Here is a 19648-nt window from a genome sequence, read left to right on the forward strand (position 1 = left end):
TCTGGAAGAGATGGCCGTGCGGCGTTGTGCCGGTGAGCCGCTCGAGCATGTGGTGGGTACGGTCCGGTTCGGTTCGGTCGATCTGCACGTGGGGCCGGGGGTGTTCGTTCCTCGACAGCGCTCGCTGTTGCTCGCGCGGGTTGCCGCGGAGGCAATCGCGTCACGTCACGTCGAACAACCCGTGGTGGTCGAGGCGTATTGCGGGGTCGCGCCGATCGCGGTGGCGGTGGCAGACGGGACGGTCGGCGCGCGCGTCCACGCCGTCGACATCGACCCGACGGCGCTGGACTACGCGCGCCGCAACCTCCCCGCAGACGCGCACGCTCACCTCGGCGACGGACTGTCGACGTTGCCGCGGCAGCTACGGGGAGCCGTGGATGTGATCGCCGCGGTGCCGCCCTACGTTCCCGACGGTGCCGTCGACCTCTTGCCGCATGAAACCGAACACGAACCTCAGGCCGCGCTCCTCGCAGGTCACGAAGGCCTCGACCACATTCGCCGACTCGTCGCCGACGCCCCGATCTGGCTCGCCGACGGTGGCGCGCTGCTGATGGAGATGAACGCCGCGCAGGCAGAGCAGATCCTCGCCCAGCACAGTGACAAGTGGGCCGACTCCGAGCGGATCGTCGGCCATGACGGTCAGACTGCGGTGGTACGGCTCGTTCGACGTTCCCGCGCGCCGGGGTAGGTTGTCCTGCGTGACGACCCGACAGAAAATACTCATCACCGGCGCGAGCTCGGGGCTCGGCGAGGGGATGGCCCGTGAGTTCGCTGCGCGCGGCCGTTCGCTGGCCCTGGCCGCCCGACGCCTCGACCGCCTCGAGGCTCTCGCCGACGAACTCCGGCCGAGTGCGTCGCAGGTCGCGGTCAGCGCACTCGACGTCACCGACTTCGACGCCGTGCCCGTCGTCTTCGGTAAGCTGCGCGACGAACTCGGCGGTCTCGACCGCGTGATCGTGAACGCGGGGCTGGGCAAGGGTGCCCCGATCGGCACAGGCAAGGCGCACGCCAACATCGAGACCGTGCAGACCAACCTCGTCGGTGCGCTCGCACAGGCCGAGGCGGCGATGGAGATCTTCCGCGCGCAGAATTACGGCCATCTGGTGCTGGTCAGCTCGATCAGCGGAATCCGTGGGCTTCCCAAGGCGCAGACCGCGTACTCGGCGTCGAAAGCCGGTGTCACGGCGATCGGGCAGGGTCTGCAAGCAGAACTCGTCAACTCGCCGATCACGGTCTCGGTCGTCGCGCCCGGCTACATCGAGACCGACATCAATCGCGGCGTGAAAACCGCGCTGATGGCCGACACGGAGTCCGGCGTCGCGGCGATGGTCACGGCCATCGAGGCCGAGAAGGGGTACTCGCCGGTGCCTGCGTGGCCGTGGACTCCGATTGCCGCGGCGCTGAAGTATCTGCCCGGGTTCGTCACGCGTCGGATGATCTGACCGAATCGGTGCGTCGCGCAACGGCTTTCGCGAGTTCGACGACGAAGAAGATCACGATGGCCAATCCGATGGTGACGCCCCAACCGACGCCGGTGAGCGGGGCGGAGCCGAACCACGTGTGCATGAACGGTGCGTAGATGAACACCAACTGCAGCACGATGAGCGCTGCCGAGGTGTACCACACCATCGGATTACCGCGCAGCGCACCGACTTTGAGGCTCGACCCGCTGAGGTAGCGGCAGTTGAACAGGTAGGCGAGTTGGCCGAGTGCGAGCATGTTGACCGCGGCTGTCTGTGCGGTCGCCAGTGAGTGCCCGCCCGACTTCGCCACGAAGTACACCGCGATCGCCGCTGCGGCAACGAGAATCGAGACAAAGGTGATCATTGCGAGGTCGCCGCGTGCGATCAGCGGACCGTCGGTCGATCGTCTCGACCGCGACATGATCCCGGGTTCGGCGGGCTCGAAAACCAATGCGAGTGAGAGGGTCACGGCAGTGATCATGTTGACCCACAAGATCTGGACGGGCGTCAGCGGGAGCGAGAATCCGAACAGGATCGCGACGAGGATCACCAGCGACTGCGCGCCGTTGGTCGGCAGCAGGAACAGGATGGATTTGCGGATGTTGTCGTAGATCCGACGGCCCTCTTCGACCGCACGCTCGATGGTGGCGAAGTTGTCGTCGGCGAGGACGATGCCTGCGGCATCCTTGGTGGCCTCGGTGCCTTTGATGCCCATCGCGACACCGATGTCGGCGCGGGTCAGTGCCGGCGCATCGTTCACGCCGTCGCCGGTCATCGCCACGATCTCACCCTGTGCCTGCAGTGCGGTGACGATCCGCAGCTTGTGCTCGGGGCTGGTGCGTGCGTAGATGTCGACCTCGCCGGCCACCTCGCGCAGCCGTGTCTGACTCATCTTCTGCAGGTCGGCGCCGGTGAGCACGGGGGCGGCCGGATCGTCGATGATGCCCATTTCCGCCGCGATCGCGCGTGCGGTGCCCGCGTGGTCGCCGGTGATCATCTTGACTCGGATTCCCGCGCTGTGGCAGTCGGCGATCGCTGTGATCGCCTCGGGCCGTGGGGGATCGACGATGCCCGCGACGCCCAAGAATGTCAGTCCGTGATCGATGTCGTCTAGTGTCAGCGAGTCGGCGTCAGGTGCGGGTCGTCGGGCTGCGGCGAGCACACGCAGTCCCTGCGCGCTGAGATCGTCGATGACGCTTTCCCAGCGAGGTCGGTCGAGGGATTGGAGCTCGCCGTGCTCGTCCAACTCGAACTCACTGCGGTCGAGTAGGCGGTCGGGAGCGCCCTTCACGAGAATCGTGCGCTCGCCGTCGGGCAGATCCGAGAGCGTCGCCATGAACTTGTTCTGCGACTCGAACGGGACTTCACCAAGCCGCGCGACGTCGGCGTCGAATCCGGCTTTGAGGGCCAGCGTTCGCAGCGCGCCCTCCGTCGGCTCGCCGATGAGTTGCCAACGCCCATCGACCTCGGCGACGCGTGCGTCGTTGCACAGCGCCATGGTCTCGACGAAGACCGCGAGATCGGGATCGATGCTCAGCGAAGCGCTCTGACCGTCCGCGGTGATCGATCCGCTCGGTTCGTAGCCGGTGCCGCCGACCGAATACCGTTGTGTGCCTGTGACGACGGTGCGCACCGTCATCTCGTTCTGCGTCAGCGTGCCGGTCTTGTCGGAGCAGATCACGCTGACCGAGCCGAGTGCCTCCACCGCGGGGAGCTTGCGGGTGATCGCGTGTTGGCGCGCCATCTGCTGCACACCGAGCGCCAGCGTGATGGTGACCACGGCGGGAAGTCCCTCGGGGATCGCTGCGACTGCGAAACCAATTGCAGCCGAGACCAACTCGTCGATGGTGAAGTTGTGGATGACCTTGCCGATCACCACGATCGCGGCGGCAAGGCCGAGGATGCCGAGGGAGAGTTGCTTACCGAACTTCTCGAGGCGCTGGGTCAGCGGGGTGTCGACCTGCTCGATGTCAGAGATCATCGACTGGATTCGACCGATCTCGGTCGACGGTCCGGTCACGGTGATCACCCCGACGCCGGTGCCTGCCGAGACGATGGTGGACGAGTACGCCATCGATTGCCGGTCGCCGATGCCTGCGTCGACATCGACCGCGAGGGTGTCTTTGCCGGCGGGGACGGACTCGCCCGTCAGCGCCGATTCCTCGATACGCAGATTGGTCGCCTCGAGCAGCCGCATGTCGGCAGGCACTCGATCGCCCGACCTGATCGACACGACGTCGCCCGGGACGAGGGTCTCGGCGTCGATGTCGACCCACTCGCCATCGCGTCGGGCACGCGCGTGCAGTGACAGCATGTTTCGGATGCCCGCGAGCGCGCTTTCTGCCCTGCCCTCCTGGACGAATCCGACGATGGCATTGATCACCGCGACCGCGACGATGACCGCGAAGTCGATCCATTCGCCGAGGATCGCCTTCAGCACACCTGCGGCGATGAGGATGTAGATCAGGATGTTGTTGAACTGTGCGGCGAAGCGCAGCACTGCCGGTCGAGACCGTGCCGCCGCGAGTCGATTGGGACCGACGTGCTCGAGTCGTTGTGTCGCGTCAGCGCTGGTCAGTCCCTGTGCGGAGGTTGTCAAGAGCTGCGAGGACCTCCGAGCGTCCCACAGCGTGCGAATCGGTCAGCACCGCATCTGTTGTCGTCACCGTAGAGACCTCTCAGACCGTCGTCGCGCTCGCTGTCCCGGTACCCCTCCCTGTACGCAGACTCTAATGCGAACGCGCGACGTCGGCTGTGCGGCTCAGCCCGCGGGCGGCGCGGGAGAACTGCTGACGACGTCGGCCGGATTGCGCCACACGACGGGCGCCTGCTTGTAATTGAGCGAGTCGTCGCCGGTGGTGTCGGCCCAATAGATGACCCGAGTGAGCTTTTGCCCCTCATCGGCGTAGGCGACGAGGCAGGTGGCGTAGGAGTCGCCGCGGCGCATGGTTTCGGGGGGCTTCGGGTTGGCGCAGTCCTTCAGGGAGGTCGACGGCGGCAGTGTCAGCGCCGCGGTGCGTCCATCCGCCGAACCGGCGAGGCCGAGGACCTTCGGGGCGGGCGCCGGACGAGGTGCCAGAGACGTCACCGTGACGTAGACGAAATACGCTGTGCCGCCACGGGTTTGCGCGCTCGGCACGTCTTTGCCCTGCGTGATGCCGGTGACGGTGTAGAGCGCCGTGGACCCGCCCGCGCGATAGGCGTCGGCAGGCAGCGACGCGGAGGCGCCGAAGTCGAGCGTCGTTCCGGGCGCTGTGCGCGGATGCTGCTGCCCCGGTGCGACGGTCACGGTTGCCGATCGGGGCACCGACGTCGCGGATTCGGCGGTACCTCCGGAGTCCGACGAGCATGCCGCGATGCCGAGCACGCCCGCGACACAGGCCAGCGACACCACGAGCAGTCGCGGCCGCAAAACGGTAGTCCTCACGTGCGTAAGGTATCGGATGTGGGTTCCACACAGGGGCAAGTGGTCGCCAATGGCGCGTTCGCGCTCTTCTCGCAACGACGAGCTGACGATGTGAGCGAGCTACTCGAGTCGATCTTCGGGCGCGACGACATCACCGCGATCGGCGCCGATTGGCGCGGGATCGTCTACTTCACCCTCGACGACGACGAGGAGCTCGCACCCGACACCGTCATCGGCTTCGACCCGTCGAGCGGAGCGTCGGGACCGCTCGCCACCCTCGACGAAGTGCTTGCCGCCGTCCGCGACGGCGAGATCGCCGACGCCGTCGACGTCTCCGAATTCGACGCCTGGCGGGTTGCGACCGGCACGCGCGAACTCGCGATGGGCGACTGCGTGCCGCCGCTCGTGCTCGAGTTCCTCGGCGGCGACCCGGCAGAGCGCGCCGACGAGCCGCAGGACCTCATCACCTACGTTGCGGTCGCGGCCGCGCTCATGGGTCGGCTCGAGGCGCTTGGAGTGCAACCGGGCGACGAGATCCCGCCCGAGGTGTTCGACGACGAGCGCTGGTCCTGACTCAGGCCTTGCGTCCGCGCTCGGCGCGGTACCAGCGCACCAGTGCGTCGGTCGACGAATCAGCTTGCTGCGCAGGCGCTTCGGCGTCGGTGATGACACCGAGAAGTTCTTTGGCCTGCGTCTTGCCGAGTTCGACGCCCCACTGGTCGAATGAGTTGATGCCCCACAGTGTGCCCTCGACGAACACCTGATGCTCGTAGAGCGCGATCAACTGACCGATCACCGCCGGGGTCAGTTCGGACGCGAGTATCGACGTCGATGGGCGGTTGCCGGGCATCACCTTGTGCGGCACCACCTTCTCGTCGACGCCTTCGGCCCTGATCTCGTCCGCGGTCTTTCCGAACGCCAGCACCTTGGTCTGCGCGAAGTAGTTGCTCATCAGCAGGTCGTGCATCGAGCCGGTGTCATCGGCTGTGGGCAGATCGTCGGTGGGATTGGCGAAGCCGATGAAGTCGGCGGGCACCAGACGTGTTCCCTGGTGGAGCAATTGGTAGAAGGCGTGCTGGCCGTTGGTACCAGGCTCGCCCCAGAAGATCTCTCCGGTGTCGGTGGTCACGTGCTCCCCGTCGGCCTTGACCGACTTGCCGTTGGACTCCATCGTCAACTGCTGCAGGTACGCGGCGAAACGTGCCATGTCATTCGAATAGGGGAGCACCACCCGCGACTGCGCGTCCCAGAAGTTCGAGTACCAGAATCCGATCAACGCCAGCAGCACCGGTGCGTTGCTCTCCAGCGGCTGCGCACGGAAATGAGAGTCGACGGTGTGGAATCCGCCGAGGAATTCGGCGAAGCGTTCTTTGCCGATCGCCGCCATCACCGAGAGGCCGATCGCAGAATCCACCGAGTAGCGGCCACCGACCCAGTCCCAGAAGCCGAACATGTTGACCGGGTCGATGCCGAAGTTCGACACCGCCTCCGCGTTGGTGCTGACGGCTGCGAAATGCTTGGCGACGGCGTCCTCGCCCGCGCCGAGTTTCTCCAGCAGCCACCGCTTGGCTGCCGCCGCGTTGGTCAGCGTCTCCAGCGTCGTGAAGGTTTTCGACGCGACGATGAAGAGTGTCTGCTCGGCGTCGAGGTCGGCGAGTGTCGCGACCATGTCGGCCGGGTCGACGTTGGACACGAAGTGGCAACGGATGTCGGTGTCGACGTAGTGGCGCAGCGAGCCGTACACCATCACGGGCCCGAGGTCGGAGCCGCCGATGCCGATGTTGACGACGTCGGTGATGGGTTTTCCGGTGTGGCCCTTCCACTCTCCGCTGCGCAGCTTGTCGGTGAATGCGCCCATCGCGTCGAGCACCTCGTGGACGTCGTGCACGACGTCCTGGCCGTCGACGACGAGTTGCGCGTCGGCAGGCAGGCGGAGCGCGGTGTGCAGAACCGCGCGGTCTTCGGAGGTATTGATGTGCACGCCTGCAAACATGTCGTCGCGGTGCTGTTCGAGATTCGCTTCACGCGCGAGCGAGAGGAGGAGCTCGATGGTCTCGGTGTCGATGAGGTGTTTGGAGTAGTCGATGTGCAGATCGCCGACGTCGATGGTGAGCTCGCGTCCACGGGCGGGGTTGTCGGCGAACAACTCCCGGAGATGGCGTGCGGCGAGGATCGGCTTGTGAGCCTCCAACGCCTGCCAGGGTTGAGTAGTGGTGATGTCCTTGCCGCTGCTGGAGACGTCGGTGCCCATGACCCAACACTAGGTCTTCACAGCGTGGCGCGTGCTCGATAAGAGGGGAGACCGACGTCTCGTAACCGATGGTTCACCAATCGCGAACCCGGCGAGCGGTCAGCGACCGAGCGGACCCCTGCCGAGGCGCAGCAGCAGCATGGCGAGCGTGTGGCCCTCCTGGCCGAGCACGGCGAACCGGTCGATGACCTTCACCTCGCGCGAATGCACCAGCCGCGGGCCGCCCGACGCCATCCGGGTGGCGCCGACCTTCTTCGACACGGCAGTCCTTCGCTTGATCGCGGCGAGGATGATCGCGTCGAGGCGGTCGATCTCGACCCGCAGGTCGTCGATCTCGTCTGACAGGTCGTCGATGGAAGGGTCGAGACGGTAGTACTCGAGATCGATCGTTTCCTCGAACGGCACCGGCACGTCCGACGAGGCGTCGGGTGTCGTCGCAGGGTTCTGATCGTTGCTCGCATCGCTCACCGGGGTGATTTTGCCACGCGCTACCCGCGGCGGTTCTACTAGATCCCATGCCGAGCAGCCCGACGGTGACGTCGCAGTCACCCACATCCGACGAGCCGCATCGACACCGACCCCTCACGGGCCGGATCGGTTCGCTCACGGTCGTGACGGCGATCGTGCTGATCGTTGCGCATCTGGTGGTCCGCGCGTGGCTGGTCGCAACCGGCAACTTCTACTGGGATGACCTCATCCTCATCGGCCGCGCGTCGACCCTTCCCCTCTGGTCGTGGGACTACCTGGGCCAGAGTCACGACGGCCACTTCATGCCTGCGGCCTTCCTCGTCGCCGGGCTCTCGACGCTGGCAGCACCGGTCAACTGGGTGATCCCGGCGGTCACGCTCGTCGTGTTGCAGGCGCTCGCGTCGCTGTCGGTGTGGCGAATGATTCGCGTGGTGGGATCGGCCGCGGGAGGTGACCGTGCGGGTCGTCGACGACCCGCGCTCGAGGTGGGAGCGTTGGCTGCCTTGGCGTTCTATCTGTTCACTCCGCTCACCGTGCCCGCGTACATCTGGTGGGCCGCAGGCCTCAACTCGTTGCCGATGCAGGCGGCGATGGCCTGGATCGTCGCCGACGCCGTTCTGTTGTGCACCGGCCGCGTGCCGGAGTCGTCGCGACGACTCGTCGTCATCAGGTCGACGGTGATCTTCGTGGTCGCGCTGGCCTTCTTCGAGAAGTCGCTGTTCATTCTGCCGGTGGCCTTCATCGCGGCCGTACTGGTCGCGCGTTTCGACCGCACCTCAGGGCCCTCGGGTGACACCGGGGAGCCTGCCGACCGCACTGCCTCGGCGCTCCCGCGGACCCCGCTCATCGTCGCCTTCACGCGTGGTCGCGCGCTGTGGACGCCGTTGACGGTCGTCTTCGTGGTGTGGGTCATCGTTTACTTCTCGGTCTCCGACGCGACGGCCGGGACGCACTCGGTGTCGCAGACTGCGCAACTGGTGTGGCGCTCGATCAACAAGGCGCTCGTGCCGTCCCTGGTGGGAGGTCCGTGGGATTGGGAACGATGGGTGCCTTCTCCGCCGATGGGGTTCCCGTCGATCTGGATGATCGTCCTCGGCTGGATCGTGGTTGCCGGTTTCGTCATCTGGGCGATCAGAACGCGCGTCGGTGCGATCGGCGTGCTCGTGGTCGTGGCGTTGTACGTGGTGGTCGTGCAGATCCCACCCATGTGGAATCGGTCGAGCGCCAACACGGCGCTCGAGCTCGCACAGACGATGCGCTATCTACCCGACGCCGCGCTGGTGTTGGCCCTGGCGTTCACGCTGCTCCTGATCTCGCCGAACCGTGCGTCTACCGGGGCGTCGCAGCCGGATGGCGCCGACCGGGGACCCGCGCGGCACGTACGCGAGGCGAACACGTCGCCGCTGCTGCTCGTCGGGGTCATGGCCGTGGCGTTCGCAGTCGCGTCGTCGATCATCTCCACCGCGGCCTACTCGGCGTCGTGGAATGACGATCCGACCGGCCCGTATCTCGCGAACGCCAAGCGTGCACTCGCCGCGAACAAGGACACGACGATGTTCGACCAGGCACTACCCCTCGAGGTGTTGCTCCCTGTCGCCTATCCGGAGAACCAGATCAGTCATACCTTCGGCAAGCTGCGTGATCGGCCGACGTTCGGCACCCACACCGACCGTCTCATCGTGCTCGACAACTCGGGCAACGCCGTTCCCGGTGCCGTGACCCCGCGGCGCTCGATCACCGCCGGGCGCGGGTCGTGCGCGCGACCCGAACTCGACGGCCCGAGGCGACTCCAACTCGACGGTCCGCTGATCCAGTGGCAATGGACCATCGCACTGGGATACTGCGCCAATTCCGCTGGGAAGGTGCGTTTTTCGCTCGACGGTGGAGCGCCCGTCACAGTGCCGGTCACAGCTGGGCTGCACGTCGTCTATGTGCAACTCGATGGCCGCGGCACCGAACTCGACGTTCGGCCGCTGACGCCCGGCCTTGCGCTGCACACCGGAGCGGGGCGTGTGGGTGAGGTTGTCGACGCGCGCCTCCTCGGGGGCTGAGTGTCGGTGGTGGCGAGTAACCTGAACTCTCGATGACCAGTTCCACCCGCACCCCCGCCTCACGTGCCGCCGCTACGCCGGCCAGCCGCGTTCCGGCTGCAAGTCCCGACGACGCGTCCGCGCGCCTGCTCGCCGGGCTCAATCCGCAGCAGCGCGAGGCTGTGTTGCATTCCGGCTCGCCGCTGCTGATCGTGGCCGGCGCGGGGTCGGGTAAGACGGCGGTGCTGACCCGCCGCATCGCCTATCTGCTCGCCGAGCGCGACGTCTCGCCCGGTCAGGTCCTGGCAATCACCTTCACCAACAAAGCGGCCGCCGAGATGCGTGAGCGCGTCATCGGCCTCGTCGGTCCGCGCGCCAACTTCATGTGGATCTCGACCTTCCACTCCACCTGCGTGCGCATTCTGCGTGCACAGTCGGCGCTCCTTGAGGGCCGTAACTCCAACTTCTCGATCTACGACGCCGACGACTCCAAGCGGCTCCTCGGCATGATCATCCGAGATATCGACCTCGACCCCAAGAAGTTCGCGCCGCGCGGGGTGTCGGTGATCATCTCGAACTACAAGAACGAACTGGTCACGCCCGACGAAGCCATCACCGCGACAGCGCAGGGCGACCCGACCGAGCAGGCGATCGCACAGATCTACGCCGAATACCAGCGCAGGCTGCGCACCGCCAATGCCTTCGACTTCGACGACCTGATCGGCGAGACCGTCGGGTTGCTGCAACGCCACCCCGAGGTCGCCGAGTACTACCGCAGACGCTTCCGCCACGTACTGGTCGACGAGTATCAGGACACCAACCACGCGCAATACGTTCTGGTGCGCGAGTTGGTACTCGGAAGCACCTCGGACGACTCCGCCGACGAGCCCGATGCCCGCACCGTCGAGCCGTCGGAACTGTGCGTCGTCGGCGACGCCGACCAGTCGATCTACGCGTTCCGTGGCGCGACGATCCGCAACATCGAGGAGTTCGAGCGCGACTTCCCGAACGCGGAAACCATTCTGCTCGAACAGAATTACCGCTCCACTCAGACCATCCTGTCTGCCGCGAACGCGGTCATCGCGCGCAACCCGAATCGACGCGAGAAGCGGCTGTGGACCGATTCGGGCGACGGTGAGCTCATTGTCGGCTACGTGTCGGATTCCGACCGCGACGAGTCGATGTTCATCGGCACCGAGATCGAACGCCTCACCGACCACACCATCGGCGGGGTGTCGGAGTCGTACAAATACTCCGACATCGCCGTGTTCTACCGAACCAACACCGGCTCACGACCGATCGAAGAAGTCTTTGTGCGCCACGGCATTCCGTACAAGGTGGTCGGCGGCACCCGCTTCTACGAGCGCAAGGAGGTCCGCGACGTCGTGGCCTACCTGCGCACCGTCGCCAATCCCGACGATTCGGTGAGTCTGCGCCGCATCCTCAACACACCCCGACGTGGCATCGGCGACCGCGCCGAGGCGTGCGTCGCGGTGCACGCCGAGAACGCGGGTGTCAGCTTCTACCAGGCGTTGCTCGACGGCGCCGAAGGCAAAGTGGCCCTGCTCAATTCGCGCGCGGTCAAACAGATCGGTGGATTCGTCGACCTGATCGAGGGATTGCGCCGCGACTTCCTGACCACCTTCGGCCAGGCCGACGACGAGGGCGCCGACGTCGCGACCGTCTCCGACGCGACGGAGGAGGGTGCCGACATCGGAGAGCTGGTCGCCGCCATCGTCGACCGCAGCGGGTATCGGGCGGAGCTGGAGGGCTCGAGCGACCCGCAAGACGCCGCACGCCTCGACAACCTCAACGAGCTGATCTCCGTAGCAGCCGAATTCAGCACGGAGGCAGCCGAACTCGACGTCGAATTCGATGACGAAGCGGATGGCGATGAAGACCTGGGCGGAACCGACGGCGAACCCGAACCCGGTTCACTGGCCGCCTTCCTCGAGAAGGTCGCGCTCGTCGCCGACGCCGATCAGGTGCCCGACGAGGGCGACGGTGTCGTCACTTTGATGACCTTGCACACCGCGAAGGGGCTCGAGTTTCCGGTCGTGTTCGTCACGGGCTGGGAGGATGGCCACTTCCCGCACATGCGTGCCCTGGGCGATCCGGCGGAGTTGAGCGAGGAGCGTCGTCTCGCCTACGTCGGCATCACCCGCGCCAAGGAGCGGCTCTACCTGACCCGTTCGGTGACGCGCGCATCCTGGGGGCAACCCGTCTCCAATCCGGAATCGCGCTTCCTGCAAGAGATCCCGCAACATCTCATCGATTGGCGACGCACCGAGCCTCGACGTGGCGCGCGTGGATTCGGTTCCACCGGAGGCGTTTTCGGGCGATCCGACAGTGGATCGTCGCGCACGCTCGGTCGCTCGCAGTACTCGACCGACCCCAATCGTGGCCGGAACAAGCATATCCACCTCGACGTCGGCGATCGACACAACCATCCCAAGTACGGCATGGGGAAGGTAGTGGGCAAAGAGGGGAGCGGTGCCACCGAGCGGGTGGTCATCGACTACGGCGGCAAGACCGGTCGTATCACCTTGCTGACCGCGGGCGGAATTCCGGGCGACAAGCTCTGAGGTCTCGACCAGCGGGGTATCGCTTGACCAGCGGGATATCGCTCGACCGGCGGACCAGAGCGACCCGGTAGGTTGGGGCCCTCGGATCAGGGTCGGGTGAGGTGACTCAGCCCGTGTAGGCCGACATCCGGACGCCGTGCTCGGCGAGCCACGGGGCCGGGTCGATTTTGGTGGTGCCGTTCTTCCAGACCTCGAAGTGGCAGTGCGGGCCGGTCGACTGACCGTCGGAGCCGACGAGGCCGATCACGTCGCCCGCCTTGACGGTCTGGCCCTTCTGAACCAGCACACCGGACGAGTACATGTGGCCGTACACGGTGACCGTACCGTCGGCGGCTTGGACCTGAATCCAGTTACCGAAGCCCGACGCCGGTCCGGCTTCTTTGATGACACCGTCGGTCGCCGCGTGGATCGGGGTACCGAGCGGGGCGGCGAAGTCGACGCCGCCGTGCATGCTGCCCCAGCGCATCGCGAAACCGGAGGTGAATTGGTAGACGCCGAGCGGGACCGGTGACTCGAAGTACGGACGGCTCGCGGCTGCCTTGCGTGCAGCCTCGTCCTTGACGAGCTGTTCACCCTCTGCGAGCTGCGAGGTGAAGACGCTCATGTCCTGCGAGGAGTTGTCGGGCGCCGCGACTCCCGGTCCCAGATCGGCGACGGGAGCTGCATTGTCGACGTTCGCGGTGTTGGTGGGCGTTGTCGCGGGTGCCGGCGCCTTCTCGGTGGTGCCGGCGTGGGCTGCCGCGGCGACTGCTGCGCCTGCGGCCATGGCGATGAGGGCTGCACGACCCCCGCGCAGAGCGGTCGGGGGTGCGGCAAGGCGGTGCTTTCCGCGGGTGCGGGTGCGGCCGGGCTCGGGAACCTGCCGGAACGGCTTCTCAGCGGGCCGTAGGTCGATCTCCCCGCTGTGGCTGAGGTCGAGGTCGGCGTCGGCGGGGAACGAATCGAGCTGCGCGCCCTCGCTCTCGAAGGGATCGTCGGCGTACGCCTCGAATCCGCCCTCGGGAATGAGGATGTCCTGCGTCAGTTCGGAGCGGGTGGGCCGGTAGTAGGGGTCCCACGTGGACGGCGACCATGTTGTCTGGTCGTAACCGTCGGCGTACTCGCGCTCGGCGGAATCGGCGGCCCAGGGATCGTACGAGTCGAGGTCGTCGATCGGGATGATCGCGGTCATCTCCTCGGCCGGGATGTCGTCGTAGGTATTTCCGCGTCGTGATGCCACGGTGCCCACCGTCGACGTCGACCTGCTCGGAGCTCCGCGTTCCGCCAAGTCGCCCACCTCAATTCCTGTTGCTTCGTTCCCGATATCGGTCTTGTTACTGTTCGTGACCGATTCGTGATCCGCTCTGCTCGACTGACGGTAACGAAACGATTGCGGCAAGTCCAACGATCGACGGTAAGAACCCGCTCAAATGTGAGCTGAGTCACCAATACCGGCTGTGCATACACCCATCCTGAAGACGGTGTTCTAGATGTCGAATCTCACCCAAAACCGTTGCGCTGCGCCCTTCTTCCCGACTTCGTGCCCGCGTACGCCGGGCCGAGGGCAGACTCTATACGAGGAGCGTGGCGAGCTGATCGATGGCCGGTGTCCTGCGATGGAGACCACCGACCGAACGAGTGATCTGTCGCACAAGCCACGGAGGCCCCCATCAGGGCTGTGTCCGGCAGGTTTAGAGTCCGATATGGCCCGTGTTACACCCAACATCAGCGGGCACAACGACGAAATGGTGAGCTGAATGGATCTCTTCGAATACCAGGCGAAGGAACTGTTCGCCAAGCATGGGGTTCCCACCACACCCGGTCGGGTCACCGACTCCGCCACCGATGCACGAGCGATCGCCGAGGAAATCGGCAAGCCCGTGATGATCAAGGCGCAGGTCAAGACCGGCGGACGTGGCAAGGCAGGCGGCGTGAAGTACGCCGCAACCCCTGACGACGCGCAGACCAACGCAGAAAACATCCTGGGCCTCGACATCAAGGGGCACATCGTCAAGAAACTCCTCGTCGCGGAAGCCAGCGACATCGCCGAGGAGTACTACATCTCCTTCCTTCTCGATCGCGCCAACCGCACTTACCTGGCGATGTGCTCGGTGGAGGGCGGCATGGAGATCGAAGAAGTCGCAGCGACCAAGCCGGAGCGGCTGGCCAAGGTGCCCGTCGACGCCGTCAAGGGTGTCGACATCGCCACCGCGCGATCGATCGCCGAGCAGGGTCACCTGCCCGCCGAGGTGCTCGACGCCGCTGCCGTGACCATCGCCAAGCTGTGGGAGGTCTTCGTCGCAGAAGACGCCACGCTGGTCGAGGTCAATCCGCTGGTCCGCACCCCCGACGATCAGATCCTCGCCCTCGACGGCAAGGTGACACTGGACGAGAACGCCGACTTCCGTCACCCCGACCACGCCGAGTTCGAGGACAAGGACGCCACCGATCCTCTCGAGCAGAAGGCCAAGGAGAACGACCTCAACTACGTCAAGCTCGACGGCCAGGTCGGAATCATCGGCAATGGCGCGGGACTCGTGATGAGCACGCTCGACGTCGTCGCCTACGCCGGTGAGAACCACAACGGCGTCAAGCCTGCCAACTTCCTCGACATCGGCGGCGGCGCGTCGGCCGAGGTCATGGCTGCCGGTCTCGACGTCATCCTCGGAGACGAGCAGGTCAAGAGCGTGTTCGTCAACGTCTTCGGCGGCATCACCGCGTGCGACGCGGTGGCCAACGGCATCGTCGGTGCGCTCAATAAGCTCGGCGACGAGGCCAACAAGCCTCTGGTGGTCCGCCTCGACGGCAACAAGGTCGAAGAAGGCCGCAAGATCCTGGCCGATGCGAATCACCCCCTGGTGACGCTCGCCGAAACGATGGACGCAGGCGCCGACAAGGCTGCCGAACTGGCGAGCAAGTAAGGGGCGACGAATCAATGTCGATCTTTCTGAACAAGGACAACAAGGTCATCGTCCAGGGCATCACCGGCGGTGAGGGCACCAAGCACACCGCGCTGATGCTCAAGGCAGGCACCAACGTCGTCGGCGGCGTGAACGCACGCAAGGCCGGAACGACCGTCACCCACAAGGACAAAGACGGCAACGACATCGAACTGCCCGTCTTCGGAAGCGTCGCCGAGGCGATCGAGAAGACGGGCGCCGACACGTCGATCGCATTCGTTCCGCCGAAGTTCTCCAAGGACGCGATCATCGAGGCGATCGACGCGGAGATCCCGCTGCTGGTCGTGATCACCGAGGGCATCCCGGTGCAGGATTCGGCCTACGCGTGGGCCTACAACGTGGACAAGGGCACCAAGACGCGCATCATCGGTCCGAACTGCCCGGGCATCATCACCCCGGAGGAGTCATTGGTCGGCATCACGCCCGCCAACATCACCGGCAAGGGTCCGATCGGTCTCGTGTCGAAGTCGGGCACCCTGACCTACCAGATGATGTACGAGCTGCGTGACCTCGGCTTCTCGACCGCCATCGGCATCGGTGGCGACCCGGTCATCGGCACGACACACATCGACGCCATCGAGGCCTTCGAGAAGGACCCCGACACCAAGGTCATCGTGATGATCGGCGAGATCGGCGGCGACGCCGAGGAGCGTGCAGCCGACTACATCAAGGCCAACGTCTCCAAGCCGGTCGTCGGCTACGTCGCGGGCTTCACCGCCCCCGAGGGCAAGACGATGGGTCACGCGGGCGCGATCGTGTCGGGCAGCTCCGGCACCGCGCAGGCGAAGAAGGAAGCCCTCGAGGCGGCAGGCGTGAAGGTCGGCAAGACGCCGAGCGAGACCGCCAAGCTGGCCCGCGAGCTCTACGAGAATCTGTGACCGCGTAGACCCCGGTTCGTGATCCACCCCCGCGTAGCGCACCCGCGCGACGCGGGGGTGGGTCTTTTCCGAGGTCATGCTCACGCGACTGTGGTGTGCTCCCGCGAACGACGTCACGGTCGCGGGAAGGAACTGACTTCGCGGGTGGGTGCGATCTCGTGAAGTGCGCACCGTATCAGGCTCGTCGCGGTGCCATACTTCTCGTGTGAGCAACGATGCCGGTGCACAGCGTGATGACCGAGGTGGTGCGAGTGTCTTCGGACTGATCGGGCTGCCGGTCCGCGCGGTGTCGAGGATGATCGACGTTGCCGAGCAGGTCCCGGTTGCCGGATCTGCTGTACGCGATGTCCGGCGAAGGGCGCACGACGTCGTCGATTCCGCAGGAGTGTTGGCAACCGCCGGAGCGCAGGCGGGTATGAGTGCGCTGATCCGCGAGGTCGTGGCCGTGTTCACGTCCGAGATCGACCTCACCGCGCTGGTGCTCGACAACGTCGACCTCGACAAGATCATCGCGTCGGTCGACATGAACGCGATCGTCGACCTTCTCGACCTCGACGCCATTGTCGCGCGGGTCGACCTCGACGCCGCCGTCGCGCGGGTCGACCTCGACGCCGCGGTCGCGCGGGTTGATCTCGACGCTGCGGTCGCTCGGGTGGACCTCGACGCTGCGGTCGCGCGCGTCGACATCGAAGCGGTCATCGCGACCGTCGACCTGGACGCGATCATCGACACCGTCGACCTCGACCGTGCCGTCTCGCATGTGGACGTCGACGCCGTGATCAACCGCGTCGACCTCGTCGGACTCGCCGACGTCGTCATCGACGGCGTCGACCTTCCCGGGATCATCCGCGAGGCGAGCACGTCGGTCACCGCCGACGTGATGACCGACGTACGCAGCACCAGCGAACGCGCCGACGACGCCGTCGCCGTCATGGTCGGCCGGCTGCTGCGCCGACGCGTGGCCGCGGAGGTGGAATCCGGTGAGCGTGATTGAGCCCCAACGAGATTCGTCCGAATCCGATTCGCACCATGAGCCCGACGGCGGCGATCCCTCCGACACCGCCGCCGACGAGCACGCCGCTCGCTCAGAGGCCAGAAAGACCAAAGCCCACGCGGTGCACGACACCTCGAAGTCGGCCGGCATCGTGAGTCGCGGAGTTGGTGCGGTCATCGACCTGATCGTCGTGCTGGTCATCATGAGTGCCATCTACCTGGGCGTCGTGATGGCCCGACTGCTCTACAACGTCCACGACTTTTCGATGCCGAGCACCAACGGGATCTTCACGGTCGGTGCATTCGTCGTCGTGTCGATCGTCTACCTCGCGACGTGTTGGGCGGTGTCTGGGCGCACGTTGGGGAGCGTCGTGATGGGCATTCGGGTGGTGAATCGCAAGGGAGATCGTGTGCGGCCATCCGTGGCTGTGATTCGGGCTGCGATCTGCGTGTTCTTCGCCATCGGACTGCTGTGGGCCGGCGTCGACACAAAGCGACGCTCGGTTGCCGACCTGATCCTGCGGACGCGAGTCGTGTACTCGCGCTGAGGTTCTTCACCCGCCGAAGCCAGGTCGCCGACTAGCGTTGGTGAGGTGGTTGAGTCGGTGGGAATGACGGCGGGCGAATGACGGCACTGGAACTGGTGACCGCCCTCGTCGACGACGGCACCTGGCAGTCCTGGGACGAAGCGCCCAGCTACGTTGCGCTCGACCGGGACTACGCCGCGGCGTTGGGGCGTGCTCGCAAGCGAACCGGTATCGACGAGTCGGTGATAACCGGGGTCGGAGAGATCTCCGGCGCTCCGATTGTGTTGGTTATCAGCGAATTCGGGTTCCTGGGCGGATCGATCGGGCGCGCCGCCGGTGAGCGTGTGGTCAACGCTGTTCGACGCGCGACACGTGAGCGACTTCCGGTGCTGGCACTGCCCGCTTCCGGTGGCACTCGAATGCAGGAGGGCACGGCCGCCTTCCTGCAAATGGCGTCGATCGCCGAGGCGGTCGGCAGTCACCGACGAGCGGGGTTGCCGTACCTCGTGTATCTGCGCAACCCGACCACCGGCGGGGTGTTCGCCTCGTGGGGTTCTCTGGGGCACATCACCTGGGCCGAACCCGGCGCGCTCATCGGGTTCCTCGGACCGCGAGTCTACGAAGGCCTGCACCACAAGCCTTTTCCCGACGGCGTGCAGGTGTCGGAGAATCTGGCCGCCCACGGCATCGTTGACGCCATCGTGCCGCTGCGCGAACTCCCGGGACGCGTAGCCCAGGTCGTCGCATTGCTTGCCGAGCCCGCTGATCTGCCGGCCGAGCCGCTGTCTCCGCCGGCCGACCCGCCGGTCGACGCCTCATCCCCGTTGGTCGACGCCCTTCTCCCGCCGGTCGCCGCCCCATCTCCGCCGGTCGAGGTCCCATCTCCGCTGGTCGAGGTCCCGTCTCCGTTGGTCGAGCTTGTCGAGACCTGGCCCAGCGTGCTGGCGACGCGCGCCGCAGGCCGTCGCGGGCTGCGCGCGCTGCTGCTCGATTCCGGCACCGCCGTGATCCACGACACCGGTCCAATTGTCCTGGCGCTGAGTCGATTCGGGCGAGCGACGGCCGTGGTGGTCGGGCAGGACAGGGCAGTGCAGGCCGACGGTCGGCTGATCGGCCCTGCTGACCTGCGGGTCGCCCGGCGAGGTCTGGTGTTGGCGACCGAACTGCGCCTGCCCGTCGTCACGGTGATCGACACACCGGGCGCAGACCTGTCCGTCGACGCCGAAGAGGGTGGTCTCGCGCGTGAGATCGCGCTCTGTCTGGCAGATCTCATCGCTGTGCCGCGGCCAACTGTGTCGGTGCTGCTCGGTGAGGGGGCCGGTGGCGCGGCGCTCGCGTTGTTCCCGACGGATCGTCGACTCGCCGCGCACGACGCGTGGCTGTCGCCTCTGCCGCCGGAGGGTGCGAGTGTCATCGTGCATCGTGACACGGAGCACGCATCAGAACTCGCTGCGGCACAGGGTATTGCGGCCACCGACCTCGCCGAACACGGTGAGATCGACGAGATCGTGCACTGGGGAGCCGACGCAGCGGGCGACCTCCGCGCGAGTATCGGCCGGGTGTTGGCGGGGCTCATACCCGATCATCGACGGCGTGTGCGTCATTCGGCAGACAGGCGCGGACGTCGAATACTCGCCGTCGGTGCGATCATTCGCGACGACGACGGACGATTTCTTCTGGTGCAGCGACTTCGCGACCCTCAAGCCGGCCGGTGGACGGTGCCCGGCGGCAAGGTCGATCCGGTCGACGCCGTCGGTCCCCACGGACCCCGTGACGACGAAGACATACTCGTCGCGGCGGTGATCCGCGAGATCGCAGAGGAGACCGGACTCGACGTCGCGGTCGGCGCCAAGGCATGGGTGGTCGACATCCCCGACGGCAGGGGAGGGGTCTTCGAAATCCACGATTTCGTCGCGGTTCCGGTCGGTGGCACGGTGCGGGCAGCCGACGACGCCGCTGACGCCGGATGGTTCACGGTCGACGAGATGCGCGCGCTGCCACTCACCGACGGCCTGCTCGAGCATCTGACCGCGGGTGGGTTCGTCGAGTGAGCCAATTCCGTTCATCGTGAACACAATTCGACGACGCGTCGAATCCGCAGGTCCGCA

General features: G+C 66.1%; 15 protein-coding genes. 10 read left to right on the forward strand and 5 right to left on the reverse strand.

Translation table 11 applies throughout. The features are described 5' to 3' along the window. Together B3T59_RS20985 and B3T59_RS20990 are read left to right on the forward strand one after the other, a co-directional pair. Positions 1 to 688, forward strand: a 688-nt coding sequence (locus tag B3T59_RS20985) for a N5-glutamine methyltransferase family protein (RefSeq protein ID WP_287005039.1), incomplete at its 5' end; no start/stop codon positions are given. A gap of 10 nt (positions 689 to 698) precedes the next feature. Continuing rightward, positions 699 to 1442, forward strand: coding sequence for an SDR family oxidoreductase (locus B3T59_RS20990; RefSeq protein WP_287005040.1), 744 nt, complete (start codon positions 699 to 701; stop codon positions 1440 to 1442). Here B3T59_RS20990 and B3T59_RS20995 read toward each other — a convergent pair. Continuing rightward, entirely contained in the window at positions 1423 to 4062 is a 2640-nt protein-coding gene (locus B3T59_RS20995) for a cation-transporting P-type ATPase (protein ID WP_287005041.1), read from the reverse strand. The genes B3T59_RS20990 and B3T59_RS20995 overlap by 20 nt on opposite strands. A 162-nt stretch (positions 4063 to 4224) precedes the next feature. Next, complete coding sequence (locus B3T59_RS21000; RefSeq protein WP_251722601.1) at positions 4225 to 4890, reverse strand: hypothetical protein; 666 nt, start codon at positions 4888 to 4890, stop codon at positions 4225 to 4227. Between the two features lie 18 nt (positions 4891 to 4908). Here B3T59_RS21000 and B3T59_RS21005 point away from each other — a divergent pair, with 18 nt between their 5' ends. After that, positions 4909 to 5442, forward strand: a complete 534-nt coding sequence (locus tag B3T59_RS21005; protein ID WP_251722602.1) for a hypothetical protein — start codon at positions 4909 to 4911, stop codon at positions 5440 to 5442. Between the two features lies 1 nt (position 5443). Here the strand turns inward: B3T59_RS21005 and pgi are convergent, their stop codons facing one another. Both pgi and B3T59_RS21015 read right to left on the reverse strand, forming a co-directional pair. Beyond that, positions 5444 to 7120: a glucose-6-phosphate isomerase gene (pgi, locus tag B3T59_RS21010; protein ID WP_251722603.1), complete on the reverse strand. Its 1677-nt coding sequence runs from the start codon at positions 7118 to 7120 to the stop codon at positions 5444 to 5446. A gap of 99 nt (positions 7121 to 7219) precedes the next feature. Next, positions 7220 to 7588: a chorismate mutase gene (locus B3T59_RS21015; RefSeq protein WP_039856226.1), complete on the reverse strand. Its 369-nt coding sequence runs from the start codon at positions 7586 to 7588 to the stop codon at positions 7220 to 7222. 47 nt (positions 7589 to 7635) lie between these two features. Between B3T59_RS21015 and B3T59_RS21020 the strand changes: the two genes are divergently transcribed. Both B3T59_RS21020 and B3T59_RS21025 read left to right on the forward strand, forming a co-directional pair. Next, on the forward strand, positions 7636 to 9639 hold the full coding sequence (locus B3T59_RS21020; RefSeq protein ID WP_287005042.1) for a hypothetical protein: 2004 nt from the start codon (positions 7636 to 7638) through the stop codon (positions 9637 to 9639). 32 nt (positions 9640 to 9671) lie between these two features. Continuing rightward, complete coding sequence (locus tag B3T59_RS21025; RefSeq protein WP_287005043.1) at positions 9672 to 12203, forward strand: UvrD-helicase domain-containing protein; 2532 nt, start codon at positions 9672 to 9674, stop codon at positions 12201 to 12203. 106 nt (positions 12204 to 12309) lie between these two features. Here B3T59_RS21025 and B3T59_RS21030 read toward each other — a convergent pair whose 3' ends face one another. Then, positions 12310 to 13479 (reverse strand): M23 family metallopeptidase, encoded by a 1170-nt coding sequence (locus B3T59_RS21030; RefSeq protein WP_287005044.1) that lies wholly within the window; start codon positions 13477 to 13479, stop codon positions 12310 to 12312. A gap of 460 nt (positions 13480 to 13939) precedes the next feature. On the opposite strand from B3T59_RS21030, the gene sucC reads away from it, so the two are divergent. The 5 genes from sucC (at position 13940) to B3T59_RS21055 (ending at position 19591) form a co-directional block, all read left to right on the forward strand. Next, positions 13940 to 15103 (forward strand): ADP-forming succinate--CoA ligase subunit beta, encoded by a 1164-nt coding sequence (sucC, locus tag B3T59_RS21035; protein WP_064863832.1) that lies wholly within the window; start codon positions 13940 to 13942, stop codon positions 15101 to 15103. A 14-nt stretch (positions 15104 to 15117) separates the two neighbouring features. Next, positions 15118 to 16020, forward strand: a complete 903-nt coding sequence (gene sucD / locus B3T59_RS21040) for a succinate--CoA ligase subunit alpha (RefSeq protein ID WP_287005045.1) — start codon at positions 15118 to 15120, stop codon at positions 16018 to 16020. Between the two features lie 205 nt (positions 16021 to 16225). Next, a complete protein-coding gene (locus tag B3T59_RS21045) occupies positions 16226 to 17014 on the forward strand; it encodes a hypothetical protein (RefSeq protein WP_287005046.1) in 789 nt (262 codons plus the stop codon). After that, entirely contained in the window at positions 17001 to 17561 is a 561-nt protein-coding gene (locus B3T59_RS21050) for an RDD family protein (RefSeq protein ID WP_287005047.1), read from the forward strand. Before B3T59_RS21045 ends, B3T59_RS21050 begins: the two co-directional genes overlap by 14 nt. Before the next feature lie 77 nt (positions 17562 to 17638). After that, positions 17639 to 19591: a carboxyl transferase domain-containing protein gene (locus B3T59_RS21055; protein ID WP_287005048.1), complete on the forward strand. Its 1953-nt coding sequence runs from the start codon at positions 17639 to 17641 to the stop codon at positions 19589 to 19591. Positions 19592 to 19648 lie beyond the last annotated feature (57 nt).

It is taken from the genome of Gordonia sp. UBA7860 (assembly GCF_002500165.1).
Taxonomy (GTDB): Bacteria; Actinomycetota; Actinomycetes; order Mycobacteriales; family Mycobacteriaceae; genus Gordonia; species Gordonia sputi.

Coding starts and splice junctions, on each gene's coding strand:
- pgi (WP_251722603.1), bottom strand. CDS start 7,120: ATGGGCACCGACGTCTCCAGCAGCGGCAAGGACATCACCACTACTCAA.
- B3T59_RS21020 (WP_287005042.1), top strand. CDS start 7,636: ATGCCGAGCAGCCCGACGGTGACGTCGCAGTCACCCACATCCGACGAG.
- B3T59_RS21025 (WP_287005043.1), top strand. CDS start 9,672: ATGACCAGTTCCACCCGCACCCCCGCCTCACGTGCCGCCGCTACGCCG.
- sucC (WP_064863832.1), top strand. CDS start 13,940: ATGGATCTCTTCGAATACCAGGCGAAGGAACTGTTCGCCAAGCATGGG.
- sucD (WP_287005045.1), top strand. CDS start 15,118: ATGTCGATCTTTCTGAACAAGGACAACAAGGTCATCGTCCAGGGCATC.
- B3T59_RS21055 (WP_287005048.1), top strand. CDS start 17,639: ATGACGGCACTGGAACTGGTGACCGCCCTCGTCGACGACGGCACCTGG.